The sequence below is a fragment of the Bacillus sp. AR2-1 genome (assembly GCF_008368755.1).
In the GTDB taxonomy this organism is placed as follows: domain Bacteria; phylum Bacillota; class Bacilli; order Bacillales; family Bacillaceae_G; genus Bacillus_A; species Bacillus_A wiedmannii.
In genome coordinates this window covers 12,432-29,101 of record NZ_QORY01000023.1, presented here as the reverse complement: position 1 = coordinate 29,101, position 16,670 = coordinate 12,432, and the positions used below count along the sequence as shown (strand labels likewise).

Here is a 16,670-nt window from a genome sequence, read left to right as displayed (position 1 = left end):
GGTTTCAAATCATGTTTAATGCTTTTGCGAAGTTGATAATACCTGACTTTCTTTTCCGATAAAACTTACCTTCTTTCATACCTAACATGGTTGCCAAATAATCATTATTCACTTCTTTACCACTCATGTATTTCGCTTGTAAAACCCGTTGCTCGTCTTCATCCAAAGCTTCTTCAAATGCACGTTTCAACTGTCTATACCTGATTTCATCATCTGTACTTTTCCGTAATTCCGGAAATAGTAACTCCGCTCCAAATTCCGTCCGCTCCTGTATGTTTTGGAATTTTACTTTTAGCACACGGTAATCACGTAACACCTCTATCACGAAAGGCCGTATTTCCTTTTCATTCACATGTCTAGAAAGTTGATTCATACGATACGGTTCCCCTCCGTTCGAATTTCTCTCTCTTTAATATCCTGGATAATTACACCCACAACCTCCACAATCACATGAAATCCACCTACAATTTGGACAGATAATGTCTGCATGAGAAGAGAGGGATTTATTGCACTTCCAACAATGTGTAACCCTATATTTCTCCACTTTCTTTTGGTGGCTTATAACTTGCATTTTGTATTTCAGATAATTTGCATATTCTATTCTTTTCTTCCCTTCTAGTTTTCTTTCGTCCGCATCACTTTCCAGTGCAAATTCAAATACCTTTTCTTTAGAAATAGTACCATAAACAACTCTTACAAAATATCTGTCATTCCCGTACCTATCTTTTTCTTGTTTAGAAACCAATGATATAAATCCAAATAACGGTACGTTAATCTGGCTTGCAAGTTGACATGTTCTTGCTAGATCTTCAGAGTATATAGAACCCAAATATCTACTGTTACAATAACAATCTGTAGATGAATAATTTTTCGGTCTAAACTCCACTTCAGACAATGGTGAAAACTCCTCTTCTACCCAGGCGCTAGTCTTTGCGATTTTATCCTTTATCTCTAAAATAATTTCATTTCTTCTATAACTGCTCCTTATTCTCATGCTTTTTTCTTCCTTCCATCTTATCTCTTCCTTTCTTTCATTTGAAGATGCAAGTACACATTCCTGGCATGTTGCATTGTGCGAAGGAATATTAATGAGTTTTCCACACTTTATACACTTATACATAAACAACCTCCTTATATCTTTATGTAAATATACATAAATTTTAACATATCAATTGTTTATATTTAAGTTTTAATAAGGCTTTACTTAGGTATTTAATATGAATTTTTCGCAATGTTCTTTAATTAAAAAACAAAATCTATTTTTATGATTGACTATTTTATTAGAGTTTCTGTTTCTCTCGCCCCCTGTTTCACACCAATCACAATACCATTCCTCTTTTCTACAAAATTTGATATAAGTACACATTGTACAACCAAGAATTTTCGTTAGATAAATTACTTTTTATCTACTAACTTTCACCTCCCTTAAATTCCCATAAAAGAATTGACTACAATCCGAAACAGTAATATTATTATATATTGATATTAAAAAAAATAAAATTATCACTAAGTAAAAATCTATATACTGTTATTCAGTTTTGTTTAGGAGGCATAACAATGAACTTTAAAAATGTACTTGCAACCAGCTTAATCACCGCCGCTTTATTCGGATCAGCAACTACAACAAACGCTCAAACAGCACTTTTTGACGATATCCCCAATGGACATTGGTCTGAAAAAGCTGTCAATTATTTAGCTGGAAAGGAATTTGTTTCTGGATACGGAAATAGAAAGTATGGATTTGGCGATAACGTCACTCGCGGACAAGTAGCATCAATTATATCTCGTTATTTTCATTTAGGTTATAGGGGAAAACCTATACAATTTACAGACATTAAAGGTCATATGTTTGAAGACAGTATTAAAGCTGTTGTTCAATCAGGATTGATGATTGGTGATGGAACTGATAAGTTCCGACCAGATGACACACTAACTCGTTATGAAATGGCAACTATTTTACAACAGGCATTCGATTTAAGTGTTAAAGGAAAATCTCCATTTATTGATATTCCGAATAACCATTGGGCTACAAAAGCGATTGAGGCTTTATACACAAATGGTGTTACTAGCGGTGTTGAACATAATCAATACGGCGGACAATACAATGTAACAAGAGAACAGTTTGCTACATTCATGTATAATACTATCCTTCAAGGTCAAAAACCTGAAGAAAAACAAAACGATACAGAAAAAATAAAGCGGATTCTTGAAGAAAACGGATTCTTAGCTAATGAATATGGATATACTTTCAATCCTTATGGACCAAAAGGAGATTCTATGTTTGATGTTATGAATTTTTACATACAAAGTAAAAATGATCGTGAATGGGAAGCGAAAATGTTTGTATATAGTGGAAATCCTGTTATCGATAAACCTATAAAACAAATATTAGATATCCTTCTTTCTACTAAAAGCGATGAATTATGGAAAATTATCAATAGTAAGCAGCTTCCCAGAAAACAAGAATTTGAAATGGATGGAAGAACTATAGTAGTTGAAAAGTATCCTCAATACCTTGACGTTTTAATTGGTTATAAAAAATAAGTTACCTACAAATTGAAAAAGAGATAAGCAGTTAGCTTTTGCTAGCTGCTCTTTTCAAATGGTCATTTCTTTCTGACATTCTTTTAAATAATCGATAGCCTCTTGAACCTGTTCTTTTGTTGAGAGTAATTCCATCAAATTACCATCTGTTCTATAAACACGAATCGTCCTTTCCTTAAACTCCATACCCAACATCCCATCATCACCTAAAAGCTTCATGTTATTCTCCATTCTCCTAACCTCACTTTCTATTCAAAGGATTATTTTATTGAGTTTTCAATCAAACTTCATTTCAAAATTCTCCGTTTCAAATGACCCCCTAGACACATACACCATATACTAATTTAAATACCTCCTGAGAAAGCAGGTGAAAACTATGCCATCTATTCTTGGAAACCTTGTCGTACAAAACAGTAACGGTTCTTTCAACTTAGGTGATTTTTATAACGTTTCTCCAAAGGAAAATACCAAATCTTATAATGGTTCAGGTTCATCAAATAATGCTTTTATTACCAATAACTTTAGCGGTGTTAGTGCAACAAACACATTCGATGCAGATGTTGCAGACCAAGATCAAGTAGTAGCAAACTAAAATTATTCATTTCCCTCTACCTCCCTGAATAAAACTCAATATTATGCCAATACTATAAATGGGCTGATACAGCTTGAATTCACAGTGATCTCTGTAATGTTCCTTTTCCCTTTCTCCGAGGGCTGAGCAGTTAGCTTTTGCTAGCTGCTATATTATTTAAATAATATAGCCACTTTAAACAACATCCCTATAGATTGTTATTCATAACATACTTAGGAGCTGGGCACTCTTATTAGTTTATTTTCACTTCAATAAACTTTTTGTTTTATTTCCCCTTCCTTCAACATACCTTTTTATCGAAGGGTGTTTATCTAGAAAAATTCACCTCCTTATCGATGAGCACTCATTTATGTAGTGCTCCTTTTCATGCTGTATAATTCTGTTTTACTTGTATAAACTATCGGTAGTTTCTTTTTTGAAACTCCCACATTCTTTTTACAAGTTGCAATGGAACGGTTAGATTTTTTCTAACTGTTCCTTTATTAGTTGTCACTTTTTAGGCAAACGTTCATATATTAACTGTGAACAATGGCCAATAGAAGATTGACCCTACCTCTCTAAGAGCACTTTTCACGGTGCTCTTTTCCATTCCCTACAAAATATTTATTAATTTAAATATCCTTCTCATCAATGTATGAAGAATATCACTCCTTCTTTAAGCATCTTTATGAACAAAATTTATAACCTTTACTCCGCTTGGATCTATATTAAAAGTAATAGTTTCTATGCCATTCGGAGGGTTATGAGCTCCTATATAAGTTTCATATTGAACTGTAACAATAAAATTAAAGTTTTCTTCTGGGAAACGTTCAATTTTTATAATTTTTGTGTCTGTTAAACTATACTGATGATCTGGCCCAAGCTTCCTTCTGATAACTTGACTTGCATATGGTGCTAATAAAGTATTATAAGAATCATAAAACTCTTGATCATCGATATTAACCGCTTCGGTATCTAACGGATTTAAAAATGAAACTGCCATTATAATTCCAAAAAACAAACTAATCACTTTACTTTTCAACATATACTCATCCTTAATTAATTAAGATATCCGTTAACCTCCCCAGCATAAGAGATGACTATTCTTCATCCTTATCTAACTTCTTTTTATTCAAATAACGATTTTATAAAACCTTTTCACCTTTTAACTGGACAAGCATATGTTATTGTATGGAGGCATCCACTCATAGGAATCTACCTTTCTTGTCCAAGGGCATACTTACATGTGTGCTCTTTTTCAATTGTTATGAAACAAAAAATTCACATTCATTCAACACATACATACAATAATCATGATCATTTCATTATTAATCATTTAGGATCCTTCTCGATACAATTCTTGGTCATAGAGCGCCTTTCCCTAAAGGCGCTCTATTTATACTTAAATAAGGATTTTGTTAAAGAACTGAATAAAATTAAATATTCTGCTAATAATATTCACAATACAATCTGCTTCTGACCCAGGTTGTATCGAATCGAGCAGTTATTTGCATTAACTGCTCGATTTTAATTTTTGTTACATAAATTTGATATTTTTGTCCTTAATATAATCAACCATGTAATTTTGTACTCCTAAATTCATGGGTGTAATTTCTCATTGCAGTTAGCTTTTGCTAGCTGCCTTTTTTGAGTTTGTCCGAATAAAATTCTAAATTATGTCCGATACTATAATTAGGCTGATACAGCTTGAATTCACAGTGACCTCTGTAATGTTCTTTTCCCTTTCTCTGAGGGCTGAGCAGTTAGCTTTTGCTAGCTGCTCTTTTGTATTGAGTTGATAATAAAATTTAGGTCTTATTTCTTTTCTACATCATATACTTTTAACCTAAACATCCAGCTCAAAGTGTTACCTCCTATCTTAAAGAGCACTTATGCATGGTGCTCTTTTTTATTTTCTTTCATTTCCGAATAACATTTTCAACCCTGTTCATACTATTTTTGTAACTTAAAGTTACAAACTATTTCTGTAAGCGCAGCGTTTCTTTTGTACAACAAGCAGTTAGTTTTATTAACTAGCTGCTTTGTTGTGCAAAAGAAAGATTTTTTTTTAAAACTGCACCTATCTAAAAAACATACATATAATATCTTGGGTATCCTTTTTCCATATTAGTTTTGGTCAGAGAGCACTGTCAAAAGTGCTCTTTTAATGTATTGCAATGTATCACGTTTTACATACAATAGACATAGAATGCAACGAGCATGCAAGACATTTTTTCAGATAATCGTGTACATTTTTTGTACGCGATTTTTTTATTAAATAACTATTTTATTGCACTTCCTAACTTACAGTAATGTTCTTGAAAAAACATTCATATATATTTATCGGATGCCTTTTGAAACCCCTAAGTATTAAATATTTTTAAGAATTGACTGACCAACACTTTTCAGCTAATTTTCACAAACTTGTTAAAAATAACATAGATACACAAAAAGTTACGTTTTATAGGATAAAAAATTATCTTACCTAAAGGAGTATGATTATTTGTGAATTACCAAAATGATAACAATTCTAAAATTCACAAACCTTGTTCTTGTCCATCCCCCACGGCTAACAGTTTAAATGTTGTTCAAACTATCCCAGCAATAGTTTCTGTAAATTCTGCGATTCCACTAGATACCGTGGTAAATTCTAATGGTACAGCAATCTCATTCGCACCACCAACAACTGTTTTACTCGAAGGTGGAAGAACCTATTTGGCAATCTATGAAGTGCAAGTTATTATTCAACCAGGAGGAAATGCGGCAGGTATCACTATGTATCTTAATAATAATTCAATCACTGGCTCAGGTACTTCTCTAGGATATACTGCAGGATTCACTTCTGTATCAGCACCCGCAATTTTCACTACACCTCCAGGTATAACAAGTTCTCTTACTGTTAATGTAGGACCATATTCTAATTCATTAAATACATTGGGCTTAACTCTTGCTGTTGTAGCATTAACATAGTAAAATCTAATACTTTTTAAAATAAATTTCTTTGTCCTTTAACTGCGGTTTGGGGTGTTAGCCTCTAAGAACTCACTATTACTACATATAGAAAAAGAATATTATCTGGATCGATAGTACTGGGTGACTCGGCTGGCACAATTGCTGAGTCACCTATTTTTCTATAATACAATAACGCTCTTATTACGAAATCCGTTTCATCCGCCCAGTAAAGTAATACTCTCTGTTTAAATAAGCTCTAGCTCCTGAATAGGATTTAAACCACATGTATTCTTTATCGCCTAACAAATCTATCGTTACATCAAACTTGTCGTCCTTCTCTTTAATTCTGTATGTGTAATGACCTTCAGTTCCTTCCCACACCTTCACACCAACACACCTCTTTTCTTATAAAATTCAAAATTGGTACTACTTTGCCACCCCCTGCGCTTTCCCGAAAGCTGTAGCTCTTCGATTGATTTGTTTTAGAATTCGACTAATTTGAGTCTGAGTAACCCCTACACGTTCACCAATACTTTCTTGTGACATATGATTTGAATACATATCCCAGATCATTAACTCTCTATCTGGTAACGTGTTTTTAAAAGAATGTATTACCATCTTTTCTTCAATCTCTTCTGTTTTACGTATTGAGCTTTCATCAACAAGTTTTGACTCAAGTGTAATTTCTGCGTCCTCTCCTCCTGAAGAATACATTATTTCACTTAAATAACTTGGAATTTGCTGATATTGCATAGCTTCTTCTACATCCTCGACAGATACGCCTAATTGCTGGCTAATATCCTCTGGTTTTTCTTCTGTCAATCCTTCCCTTTGGATTCTGCCTTTCAAATAAAATACGTCTCGTGTTACCTTAATCTTTTGATTATCTATAATTGCCCTTGTAGTTTCTCCATATATTTTAGGAATAGCTAAAGTTGAAAATTTGCACCCGTATGCAGGGTTAAAATCTCTTCTCGCTTTAAGTAAACCAATCATGCCACTTTGAATAAGATCCTCTACATCTAAACCAGTTGTAGTTTTTATTGATTCCAAAACCGCTCCGTACTTTCTCCACACAAACTTATAAACTAGCTTTTTATATTTTTTAAAAAACTCATCATCCGACATGGCTTTCACATCAACTATTTCAGGCATTCGCTCCACCCCTTTTGATTTCTCTCATATCTGTTGGACCTTTCCAAATACCCGCTTGTTTCCAATGTTTTTTCTTTTTCCCGACATACGAAGGGCTAAGATCATACATAATACCAATATCTTTATCCGGTATACCTTGCATGTTTAAATTCCTGACAACCTCAGGTGTTAAACCACTCGGTGTTTCCCTTCTAGGTCCACCATTCTTTTTAGGCTGTGTATCCAAATATCTGCCCAACCGACGTAATTCATCACCAGTCGGGCATGCTTTACATTCATTAACACTAAAACTTTCGTTGGATGAGCAATTATAATAACAACGTCTGCATTTCTGTTCGATAATGTCACCAATTTGGTATGTGATTTCTTTTCGTTCTTCTTTTGTCAGTTTCATATCATGTACCTACAAAACTACTTTGAGCGCCATACCAAGCGCTTGTGTTTTCCCTTGTAGCTCAATACGATGCTTTCTTTCCATTTCTGCTGTTTCATTTGCAGCGCCAACTTGGATATGCATTTTTCGCAGGTCATGCTCTAATTCGTGATTCTTCTCCGTAATCGCATTGAATTCGTTAAGTAATGTGTTGTAATCCTCGTCACGAGATTGTAGCTGCTCTTGTGATAGCTTTAGTGCATCTTCCGCTTCCAGTCGAGCTTGCGTTTCTGCGATGAAATCATTTGCTAGTTTTTCTTTTAGCTCTTTCAACCCCTCATATAACTTCGATACTTCACTTAACTCTTTTTGAAGTGCATCTTTTTCATCAAGAATGCCATTTAATCGACCTTTCCAAAAAGCATCTAACGTTTCTGCTTTCTCGATATGCTCAGCCGCGATAGATTTTAATTCTGGTGGTTCAGATTCCGTTTTCTCAACGTTTTGAGGTTGTGGTGATGGTTTTGTTTTCTGAGGATTCTTCGATGCGCCTACACGCTTATTAGACGTTCCGTTTGCTTCACGTCTTTTGGAAATGTGATAATAAAGGTTCTTTTCGCTTACCCCAAGATAACTAGCGATTTTTACCCAAGTCCACTTTACTGAATCTGATTCACGTAATCTATTTGCCGTTGCACATAATTGATCCCAGTTTTTTTGTTCAGCCATATGTTCCGTTCTCCCCTCGAGTAGGCTTTCACCTAAACTTTTTAGTTTTTCACCAATCTCACAATTCTCAGCGCACCAAGAAGTTTTCTGTTTTTTACAGATGTCACTATATTTCGGAACCTTCGTACAACCTTTGCATTTATCATCTTGTATATTTAAAATCCTGAGTCGGATTTGACGTTTCTCGGCTTTGCTCAATCCATCACCCCATATGAGATTGAAAGGCAGGTAGTACAACAAAATTGCCATACTACCAACCTGTATTTATTAGTCTTCTAATTTTTCATCGAAAGGCTTATCCTCATCAGTGACTTCAATTTCTTCAGAAGATTGCGATTCTTCCTCTTGCACTTGTTCTTCTTCCGTTACAACCGTTTCTTCTGTCTCTGTTTCTTCCTTCGGTTTCTCTTCTGCCTTTGGCTGCTCTGCTACATCAGGTTGGTTCTCTTTCCATTCGTGCCATTTAATCGCCATCGGTGCAATACGAGCGCGGTAATCATCAATCATTTCAATCATTTTCACATTAGAAATTTTCAGCTCATTCGCTAACTTCAGATAAGACTCTCCCTCGAGTTTTCGTTTTACGATGTAAGCAAAATCATGTGGTAAATCATCTAAACCCGGAGCAAGGCCACTAATGATAAACGCATCTACAATTTCACGATCTGCTTGCTCTTTCTCTTCACGAGTTGGAATCTTCTCTTCTGGAATATCGAAATCAGCTTCTAATTGTTCAAACGATGCCTTTACTTCTTTCACAACACCTTTATCATCAACTTCATACTGTGTTAGTGGTTCGTTCGTTTTCGCGTTTACAGTAACATTGAAATTAACCTGCATGGATTCCAGTGAGATAAATACCTTCGTATCAATCATTTCTGAAAGTACATCCAACTTACCGCGTAATGATGAATCCGTTACTTCCAACACAATTTCTTTCTTCCCATCCGGCTTAAGATTTACTTTCTTTAACGTTGGCTTGAATTCAATATATGACATATGATCCGCTCCCTTTATTTTGCTTGTTTTAGTTTTTTCTCTTCACGTTTTAATTTGTTGTACTCATCTAGTGTGATAAAGCCACCGTATTTCCTCACATGTTTTAGCAAGATGAGTTGTAAATGTGGGTACTTGTATTCAAACATCTTTTTCTTTACCGCGAATGTTTGTGTAACCATACCCTTTATGTCCACGACTTCTACATCACCATTCGGTAAATAAACCATGAAGTCTGCGATATATGTAATTGCCACAATTTTTTTACCGTTCTTTGTAAATGCCGGTTGTAATGTGAACCTTGGCTGTAATTCAAAGCTTGTAATTTCACCTGCAGCTTGACGTATTTTTAATCCGGAATAATAATCGGCTTCTGCTTTGCTATCGAAAATATGATTATCCAGTTTAACTTTCTTGTTATTGTACTTACTCAATATCCATCATCCTGACGTTGATGATTTACTTTGTTCTTTTCCAGGTATGCTTCTTCTATTTCTTCATAAGTAAATCCAAGATGTTTTGTTCCTAATTCCATAAACAAGTTAAAAATTATTTCAATGTCATCCGCTAATTGCAATTTACTGTCTGGATAATTATGTGCTGTATCCCACATTTCTCCTGCGTAATAAAATAGCTTGTTAAATGATCCAACGATTGTTTTTTCTGTTTTATCCTCGCAACGAAACTCTATTTTCACATCTAACTGATTGCTGATACTTAAAATAAAATGTAGTCCATCCGCAAACTCTGTCAGAATGGCTTTTCTTTCACTTGGGCCCTTATTACTCCAATGTTTAAAACAACGTGTTTCGTTTGCTAATTCAGCAATTTCAACCTGTAGCGCTAAGATTAAATTACTAACTAAGTTTTGACCTTCCAAACCATGTTGTTTAATAATCCGATTATCAAGTATCTTTTGTAATCCCCGTAATTTTGCGATGTTCATTATCGTTTTTCCCCTTTCGCTTCACTAATTAACCGAGTGATTTCATATACAGCATTTTGTGCACATTCCATGTTTCTTCACCCCTTGAATATTTTTCAAAAATCAATACATACTATTTTCAAGCCGCTTAATCCACGGCTGGTACTTCCTTCTTTTTTACAGTAAGAGGCAGATTGGTTCATCACTTTTCTAATTCTTACTGTATATTTTTAAAAATATCGAAAATAATACCAACAAGCTGTTTGAACTAGCAGCTTCACTCTTCTCGCAATGGGAATGCAATTTATCACAATGAGCTAACTCATTCGACTAACTGGCAGACAACCGAAAATGTTGTCTGCTTTTTGTATGGAATTTTTCATTTTACATATACTAGTTTTGAGCCTGTTACCAATGCAAGCCATTTGGTGTTTTGAATTCCGACTAAGCGTTTTTGTTGCATAGATTATTACATCTTTGACAACACTGTTTTAAAGCGCGTTTTCTGGTTATTCGTAGTTCTAATCCAGAATAATTTTTCTCCTATAAAGGACGGCAGGTACGACTGCTCGTCCTTTTTTACTTATACCGCATACTCTCCCTTCTGATAATTTCGAACCACATTGCCCTCATCATCGTAGTAAGCAATTTCCCAATAAGGATGGCAGTTGTGCTTTTCAATTTCTCTATCGAACAAAACGAACAAATGAGTTTTCCAGTTCCCAACGATCGTACCCCACATGCCAGCTACGTTTACACGCATCCCCATGTAAGCGAAATGTAGGTTGCGGTAATTCTGCATTTTCTTGAAAGCTTTTTCTGCGCTGTACATGCGCTTGATGTCAAAAACGCCTTCGTTCTCGCACTTTACAAACTTCATGAATTCTGCCATCGACATCGTTAGAAACTTTGTTCTGAACTGCTGCCAATACAGATAACTTGCTTTACTTTCTGTTTCTGCGACAATAATTTTTTCGTTCGGCCAATGTTCGAAAATGGTTGAGAGTTTATATTTGTAAAGGAGATAGCTCAACCTAACCACCCCCGTTTCTCACCTTCACGAAAGATGGAATCAATCAGTACCTTAACTCCCTTCTGACTGACAACGACTTGTCCATCGAACAGCTCAATATTTGCATCGGATGCTTCACCAGTTACTACACAAACCTTTTCATGCTTTGCAAGGACAACGTTTTTACCGTCTACATGAATTTCTAATTCTGTTCCTTCATGCAGCCCTAATGTTCTACGTAATTCTTTTGGAATCACTACACGACCAAGTTCATCTATTTTTCTTACGATACCAGTGTTTTTCATGGCTTTTTCTCCCCCTTAATTTGCAATCAACTTGCGGAACAGTTCTTCGTTTCTTGTGTCTAGTGCGTGGTCGATGAGTTGGTATTTTATCAACTCGTTAATCTCATCATGATCTTCCCCATCAATATGCGTTTCAATGGAGCACTCATCATCTTCAAGCACTTCCAGATATAACGGCTCTTTATATTTACCCTTGAAATTGATTTGAATATAAATTGGTACATCGTTCGTATTAAAATGGTTGTAGGCAGCAATCCCTTCCGTACCAATCAAATTTGGTTTATAGAACGCAAACATGTTACTATCTGAAAACACTGCTGAAATCTCAAGACCATACGGATATTTCTTTGCGTTTTCAACAAAGTGAATTCTGCTTGAAAACCTTAAATACTTTTTAAATGTGTAGAGAAGTGCAAATCCTTCTTCTCCTCTTTTCAAAATGCAATTTAGAAGAAAATCTATAAACTCGCGCTTTTTCTCAACCGACACGTTGCTCATGCAGTAACCCCCTTTTCCATCCTTCAAATTTTTGTATCCAAGCATCCCAATTTTCTTTTTGCGTTGCTTCTTGCTGCTTTGCTACCTCACAAGTACAACCCTCAATTGTTACCACTCCAGGATAAATTTCTGTATGAACTACGCCAGTGTTACTGCATGTCATGCACATTTTCTTCACTCCTTTTCGAATCTTCTTAATCGATAATTGTTACCGTTCATTTCAATAACGTCCGTTTCATCATCAAAGATGCGGCTGAAAATTCGTTCATCATATATCCCAAACAATGCTTGTACGGAATGATTTGTTGTATAAATCGTGTGCCTACCAATTCGGCTATCGATAATTTCAAACATTTTCTTCTTTGCCCATTTATGCTTTTTTAACTCTTCCTCATCATCTGGTTCCTTTTCAGCCCCAAGATCATCGATTACCAAGCACTCTATTCTAGAAAGCATGGTAAGCAATTCGTCTTCTGTCATGTCACTTTTACGGTTATACGTGGACTTTAGCTTGGTAAAGAGCTTTTCTTCTGTAATGAAACATGCACTTATACCACGCTTCATTAGCTCTTTTGTCATCGATACTGCTAAATGACTTTTACCTGTTCCGTAATCACCGACAAGCATGATATTTTTTCCGATTTTCTTATTAAACGTTAATACATACTGCTCACATACTTCTTTCGCGTTATGAAGTTGCTGACTTGGTGGCACGTAATTTTGAAATGTTGCCTTTTTTAATTTTTGATTGATTAAGCTGCCATCTTCAAACCCTCTAAATAACTTGAGGACTTTCTCTTTCACATGCGTTTCTTGTGCTTCTGTTGCTAGCTGCTGGTCTTCCTTCTCAACTGTTTTACATTGCGGACAAAATTCTTTTCCTGTTTCTTTATCGATAAGCATGCGCTTGTTGCACAAATCTTTTATGTTCTTTTTACCAACAACGAAAATGTTCTGGCATCGATTCGGTGACAATTGAAACATTTCCACCGCTTTCTTCCTAGCTGTTTGAGAAATCGTATTTGCTGAAGAACTCTTCACTTGATTTACTTGTTTTAACTGACCCATTCGATCCACCGCCCTTTACTTTTCCTGTCCGTTTATTTGCGTTACGACGAAATTCTTCTTCAGATGATTCAATATCAGCTAATGTGCGAATGTTGTTATTAGCCCAATCTTCTAAAATACCCACTGCGTAATTCCACCGCTTGTTTTTCCGTAATGCTCTTTGCATAGCAGCGATAACTACTTCTTCGCTTAAATCATCAATCCAGTGACCAATTTCTTCTGCGACAAACGGCTTTATCATACCGAAATTTTCTTCATAAAAATTGAAGCAATTAGGACTGCTACTACTACTTACATTCTCTGTAGTAATATTTGTAGTAATCTCTGTATTTGTCTTACGTTCTAACGTAGGAGGCTCCTCCGTTTTATCGTAAGAGGCTGGTACGCTTGAACGTAATAGGCTATCACTTTCTATCGTAGGAGGGCTATTACGTTTCAGCGTAGGAGGGGTACCATTTCCCCAATATAAGATTGATATTTTTTGTATCTCTTCCGGAACAGGTTCAATAAACATCACGTTATTGCACCTAGTACCATTTACAAATACCGTTCGAAATTCAATGCGAAGCAAGTTTCTATCTTTCAAATAATCACATGCATCTTTTACTTGTCTTTTAGTAAAGCCAAACGAATCTGCAAGCTGTTGATAATTCTTCTGAAGCATATCCGCCTTGAATTTCTGTTTGTACTTTACTTGATTTGATTCTTCATCCCTTATTTCTGTTGGTTTATACCAATAAACAACTTCCCCTAAGATGGTAATGGCAATTACATATGGCTTTCCGTTGTCTAATGTGATCGTTTTAAACCAACCATGATCTATCACATTTCCACGGAAGTTCATTTGTCCAATTTGTAGCACCTTGCTGTTCAAATGACTCACTTCCTCTCACAAATCGCAATGTAAGACCCGTTCTCCTTAATGACTTTTTTAATCTGACATTCTGGATAAGAAGTCCTAAAATACTGTTTTATCCGCTCTTTTATTTCATCTTTAGATTTTGCTTCTCTCCAGAATGCTCTGGGGAGAAGCACTTTGTACGGAACGTTTTGCATAGATTAAAGCACTTCATTTTCGAAGTTGAATTCTTCCTGCTCTTTTTGCTCTGAAACAATTACTACTTCTTTCTGACGATTTGCATGTTCTAAATCGATAAATTTAGAAAGGGCTGTAATTTGTTGTAGCGATAAATCGTTTGGTTTCATGTTGAATTTTTCTTTAATAATTGCTTTTAAATCATCTTTCGTCATGTCGTACCCCTGCAGTTTTTCATTAATAGAAGACCACTGATTTTTGATTTCCTCATCCGGATCAATAACTTCCCCTTCTTCAACTTGCAGCTGGTTTGGTGTAATATCTACTCGAGCACCCGGCTGATAAGAAGGGGTCTCTTCAACGGGTTTACTTGCAACTGGTTCGTCTTCGCCAATTTCAATTCCGTACTGCAGTTTAGCCGATCGTTTTAACAAATGCTTTTTGAACATATCGTTGAACCAATCTTTCCACATGTCTGCATTGCGCCCTTTAGTCATATGCTCAACTTCACTCGATTCCATTAGCACTACAACATCTTCAAATCCTTCACGCTTTGCTACTGAATACCCACCAATTACTCGACCTCTCGGAAAACCAACAGAATGAGTAATTTCTTTAGTTGTTGCGTTATATTTAAAATCATCATTTTCATGTACAAGTTGCGCGTCTACCCCTTTATACCCATCTGTTTTTCTTGCAAGAGCAAGCACTCCCTCAACTGCTATTTGAATACTCATTTGCGGACCGTTTTTAGTGTTGTAAACGATGCAATAAATATGGTTTAAGAAAGGATTTAAGCCTGAGTTAACACAAGTTTGAACAAATAACGCAAATTGTTCATCTGATGTTCCGAGTGCGATGGTTCCCTTGATTGTATCCAGTTCGTTTTGTGTAAAACTTCCTACCACCGCTTGTGTATTTGAAACCGCTACTTGATTTTTAGCCATTGATTACTTCCTCCTTGTTTTCAATTGTTTTTGCTTGAACTGTAAATTCTGTATCTTGAACCTGTGCCACAATCAGTTGGCCAACTGGTTTTTCAAAGTGTAAAATACTCTCTGCGTTATCGATGAACGTTGGAACGATTAGCTCTGATTGCTTGCTTAACACTTCAATTACTTCCAAACCTGCTTTGATTTTTTCAGCTGTACTTAATCGGCTATACGGTTTGCCATCCATCAAGATTTCGAATGTCGCACGTTCCTCGCCATTTTTCAGCGTTTCGTACAGTTGTACATCGATTGTTTTAAATAACGCTTGAATCTTTTTCACCATTAACTCACTTCGTTTTGTACGGAAATCTTTGATTGCATCCAGCAATACAATGGACTCATTTTTTTCTTTTCGAATTTGTTCTTTCGTTGCCGTTGCTTCATCAATTTCTTTTTGTAAAATCTCTAAGCTATGAACTTGTTTCAATGTCGCGTTTAATGAGAAGATTTGACTATCTAACTCGCTCGTTTGCGTTACATCCACTTCAACTGGCGATAATTGTTTGAACTGTTCCGCCAATTCTTTATGTTTGGCTACCATCCTTTTCCCGAGTTGTTTCGCTTGTTCAAAACGGTCAATTCGATTTTGCTTTACCTTATCTAGCGCTTCACCTTGTAACGCTTGACCGCATGTGTGGCAAGACTCTTGCGCCTGTTCCGCTTTGATTGCAAAAACCACTTCTTTTTGCTTTTCAATTTCTTGCTTAACACCTTCAATTTGATATTGCATTTGCGTATATGCAGATTGTTGTTTCTGTGATGTGCGAACTTTTTCATCGATTGCGGAACGTTCCGCCTGTAATTCCGCTAGCTTTTGTTTAACGACTTCTGTATCCGTTTCTGGCTGTTCTTCTTTTTGTTTATCCAGTTGTTCTTGTAAGGTAATAACGCGCTCACTTGCACGTTCGTATGATTTTTCATGTGTTCTTTTTCGTTCTGCATGCACTTTCTGTAAGTCTTCCAACGGATGCTTTTTCAATTTCTGTTCGAGTAATTCCACCTGTAATTTAGACAATTCCACAAACACTTCTGCTTTTAATGGTTCACTTACATATGTGAGAAGCTGTTCACGCTGCGTTTGCCAGTGTTGTGTACTGAAAAAATTAGGATTGAACAGTGATAAGAATGCTTGTTTATCAATTAACGCTTCTACCCACGATTCGAACTCTTTTGCCTTCTTTGGCACCTCGTTAATAAAGTACTTTGCTGTTTTCTTTTGTTTGCGACCGATTAAGATTTCTTTCCCGTCTACATCGATTAACAGCTCGACTACCGTTTCTGCATCTGAATCACCGATTGGTTTTGGATCAAGCTTTGTTCCGAATGGATCTGTTCCGAATAGTACCCAAGTGATTGTTTCAGCAATTGTTGACTTACCAGCGCCATTTCTACCTGCAATGGAAGTAATATCACCGAATAAAATTTGTAAATTTGAATGATTCTTAAAATTTAAGATAGACAAAGATTTAAACTGAACGTGCATTTTATATCCCCCTTGTGATAAAATATTGTTA

General features: G+C 35.7%; 22 protein-coding genes and 1 pseudogene. 3 read left to right on the top strand and 20 right to left on the bottom strand.

Translation table 11 applies throughout. The features are described from left to right. Positions 1–4 precede the first annotated feature (4 nt). Both DT250_RS24685 and DT250_RS24680 read right to left on the bottom strand, forming a co-directional pair. Complete coding sequence (locus DT250_RS24685; protein ID WP_149213849.1) at positions 5–373, bottom strand: ArpU family phage packaging/lysis transcriptional regulator; 369 nt, start codon at positions 371–373, stop codon at positions 5–7. 36 nt (positions 374–409) lie between these two features. Then, entirely contained in the window at positions 410–1,120 is a 711-nt protein-coding gene (locus DT250_RS24680; protein WP_149213848.1) for a hypothetical protein, read from the bottom strand. 437 nt (positions 1,121–1,557) lie between these two features. Between DT250_RS24680 and DT250_RS24675 the strand changes: the two genes are divergently transcribed. Then, complete coding sequence (locus tag DT250_RS24675) at positions 1,558–2,544, top strand: S-layer homology domain-containing protein (RefSeq protein ID WP_149213847.1); 987 nt, start codon at positions 1,558–1,560, stop codon at positions 2,542–2,544. Positions 2,545–2,598: 54 nt separating this feature from the next. On the opposite strand, the gene DT250_RS31825 is transcribed toward DT250_RS24675, so the two are convergent. Continuing rightward, positions 2,599–2,775 carry a hypothetical protein gene (locus DT250_RS31825; protein ID WP_179952862.1) on the bottom strand — a complete coding sequence of 59 codons (177 nt, stop codon included), beginning with the start codon at positions 2,773–2,775 and terminating at the stop codon, positions 2,599–2,601. A 145-nt stretch (positions 2,776–2,920) separates the two neighbouring features. Here DT250_RS31825 and DT250_RS24670 point away from each other — a divergent pair, with 145 nt between their 5' ends. Then, positions 2,921–3,136 carry a spore germination protein gene (locus DT250_RS24670; protein WP_130777566.1) on the top strand — a complete coding sequence of 72 codons (216 nt, stop codon included), beginning with the start codon at positions 2,921–2,923 and terminating at the stop codon, positions 3,134–3,136. A gap of 655 nt (positions 3,137–3,791) precedes the next feature. On the opposite strand, the gene DT250_RS24665 is transcribed toward DT250_RS24670, so the two are convergent. Further along, complete coding sequence (locus DT250_RS24665; protein WP_149213846.1) at positions 3,792–4,160, bottom strand: DUF3888 domain-containing protein; 369 nt, start codon at positions 4,158–4,160, stop codon at positions 3,792–3,794. Positions 4,161–5,620: 1,460 nt separating this feature from the next. Between DT250_RS24665 and DT250_RS24660 the strand changes: the two genes are divergently transcribed. Continuing rightward, on the top strand, positions 5,621–6,085 hold the full coding sequence (locus DT250_RS24660) for a hypothetical protein (protein WP_149213845.1): 465 nt from the start codon (positions 5,621–5,623) through the stop codon (positions 6,083–6,085). A 183-nt stretch (positions 6,086–6,268) separates the two neighbouring features. Here the strand turns inward: DT250_RS24660 and DT250_RS24655 are convergent, their stop codons facing one another. From DT250_RS24655 to DT250_RS24585, 16 genes and pseudogenes are all read right to left on the bottom strand, one after another. Further along, complete coding sequence (locus tag DT250_RS24655; protein WP_149213844.1) at positions 6,269–6,454, bottom strand: hypothetical protein; 186 nt, start codon at positions 6,452–6,454, stop codon at positions 6,269–6,271. A gap of 39 nt (positions 6,455–6,493) precedes the next feature. After that, the gene (locus DT250_RS24650; RefSeq protein WP_179952861.1) at positions 6,494–7,222 is read right to left on the bottom strand and encodes a sigma-70 family RNA polymerase sigma factor; all 729 of its coding nucleotides are present in this window, start codon (positions 7,220–7,222) and stop codon (positions 6,494–6,496) included. Next, positions 7,215–7,616 (bottom strand): hypothetical protein, encoded by a 402-nt coding sequence (locus tag DT250_RS24645; RefSeq protein ID WP_149213843.1) that lies wholly within the window; start codon positions 7,614–7,616, stop codon positions 7,215–7,217. Before DT250_RS24645 ends, DT250_RS24650 begins: the two co-directional genes overlap by 8 nt. 9 nt (positions 7,617–7,625) lie before the next feature. Next, positions 7,626–8,324 (bottom strand): hypothetical protein, encoded by a 699-nt coding sequence (locus tag DT250_RS24640; RefSeq protein WP_255450436.1) that lies wholly within the window; start codon positions 8,322–8,324, stop codon positions 7,626–7,628. Positions 8,325–8,357: 33 nt separating this feature from the next. Then, positions 8,358–8,573 (bottom strand): annotated as a pseudogene (locus DT250_RS32390) (hypothetical protein); the annotation flags it as partial. Between the two features lie 18 nt (positions 8,574–8,591). Then, positions 8,592–9,323 (bottom strand): 2-methylcitrate dehydratase, encoded by a 732-nt coding sequence (locus tag DT250_RS24635; protein ID WP_149213841.1) that lies wholly within the window; start codon positions 9,321–9,323, stop codon positions 8,592–8,594. A 14-nt stretch (positions 9,324–9,337) separates the two neighbouring features. Continuing rightward, entirely contained in the window at positions 9,338–9,754 is a 417-nt protein-coding gene (locus DT250_RS24630; protein ID WP_149213840.1) for a DUF1064 domain-containing protein, read from the bottom strand. After that, complete coding sequence (locus DT250_RS24625) at positions 9,751–10,266, bottom strand: dUTP diphosphatase (RefSeq protein WP_149213839.1); 516 nt, start codon at positions 10,264–10,266, stop codon at positions 9,751–9,753. Before DT250_RS24625 ends, DT250_RS24630 begins: the two co-directional genes overlap by 4 nt. Positions 10,267–10,828: 562 nt before the next feature. Further along, complete coding sequence (locus tag DT250_RS24620; protein ID WP_255450412.1) at positions 10,829–11,278, bottom strand: MFS transporter; 450 nt, start codon at positions 11,276–11,278, stop codon at positions 10,829–10,831. Continuing rightward, positions 11,275–11,562, bottom strand: a complete 288-nt coding sequence (locus DT250_RS24615) for an AbrB/MazE/SpoVT family DNA-binding domain-containing protein (RefSeq protein WP_149213838.1) — start codon at positions 11,560–11,562, stop codon at positions 11,275–11,277. The genes DT250_RS24620 and DT250_RS24615 overlap by 4 nt, the downstream gene beginning before the upstream one ends. Positions 11,563–11,577: 15 nt before the next feature. Then, a complete protein-coding gene (locus DT250_RS24610) occupies positions 11,578–12,060 on the bottom strand; it encodes a YpiB family protein (protein WP_149213837.1) in 483 nt (160 codons plus the stop codon). Next, on the bottom strand, positions 12,041–12,229 hold the full coding sequence (locus DT250_RS24605) for a hypothetical protein (protein WP_149213836.1): 189 nt from the start codon (positions 12,227–12,229) through the stop codon (positions 12,041–12,043). The genes DT250_RS24610 and DT250_RS24605 overlap by 20 nt, the downstream gene beginning before the upstream one ends. A gap of 5 nt (positions 12,230–12,234) precedes the next feature. Beyond that, complete coding sequence (locus DT250_RS24600) at positions 12,235–12,963, bottom strand: ATP-binding protein (RefSeq protein ID WP_098116432.1); 729 nt, start codon at positions 12,961–12,963, stop codon at positions 12,235–12,237. A gap of 97 nt (positions 12,964–13,060) precedes the next feature. After that, positions 13,061–14,002, bottom strand: coding sequence for a DnaD domain-containing protein (locus DT250_RS24595; RefSeq protein ID WP_149213835.1), 942 nt, complete (start codon positions 14,000–14,002; stop codon positions 13,061–13,063). A gap of 185 nt (positions 14,003–14,187) precedes the next feature. Then, on the bottom strand, positions 14,188–15,111 hold the full coding sequence (locus DT250_RS24590) for a RecT family recombinase (protein ID WP_149213834.1): 924 nt from the start codon (positions 15,109–15,111) through the stop codon (positions 14,188–14,190). Then, the gene (locus tag DT250_RS24585; protein WP_149213833.1) at positions 15,104–16,639 is read right to left on the bottom strand and encodes an AAA family ATPase; all 1,536 of its coding nucleotides are present in this window, start codon (positions 16,637–16,639) and stop codon (positions 15,104–15,106) included. Before DT250_RS24585 ends, DT250_RS24590 begins: the two co-directional genes overlap by 8 nt. Positions 16,640–16,670: the final 31 nt, after the last annotated feature.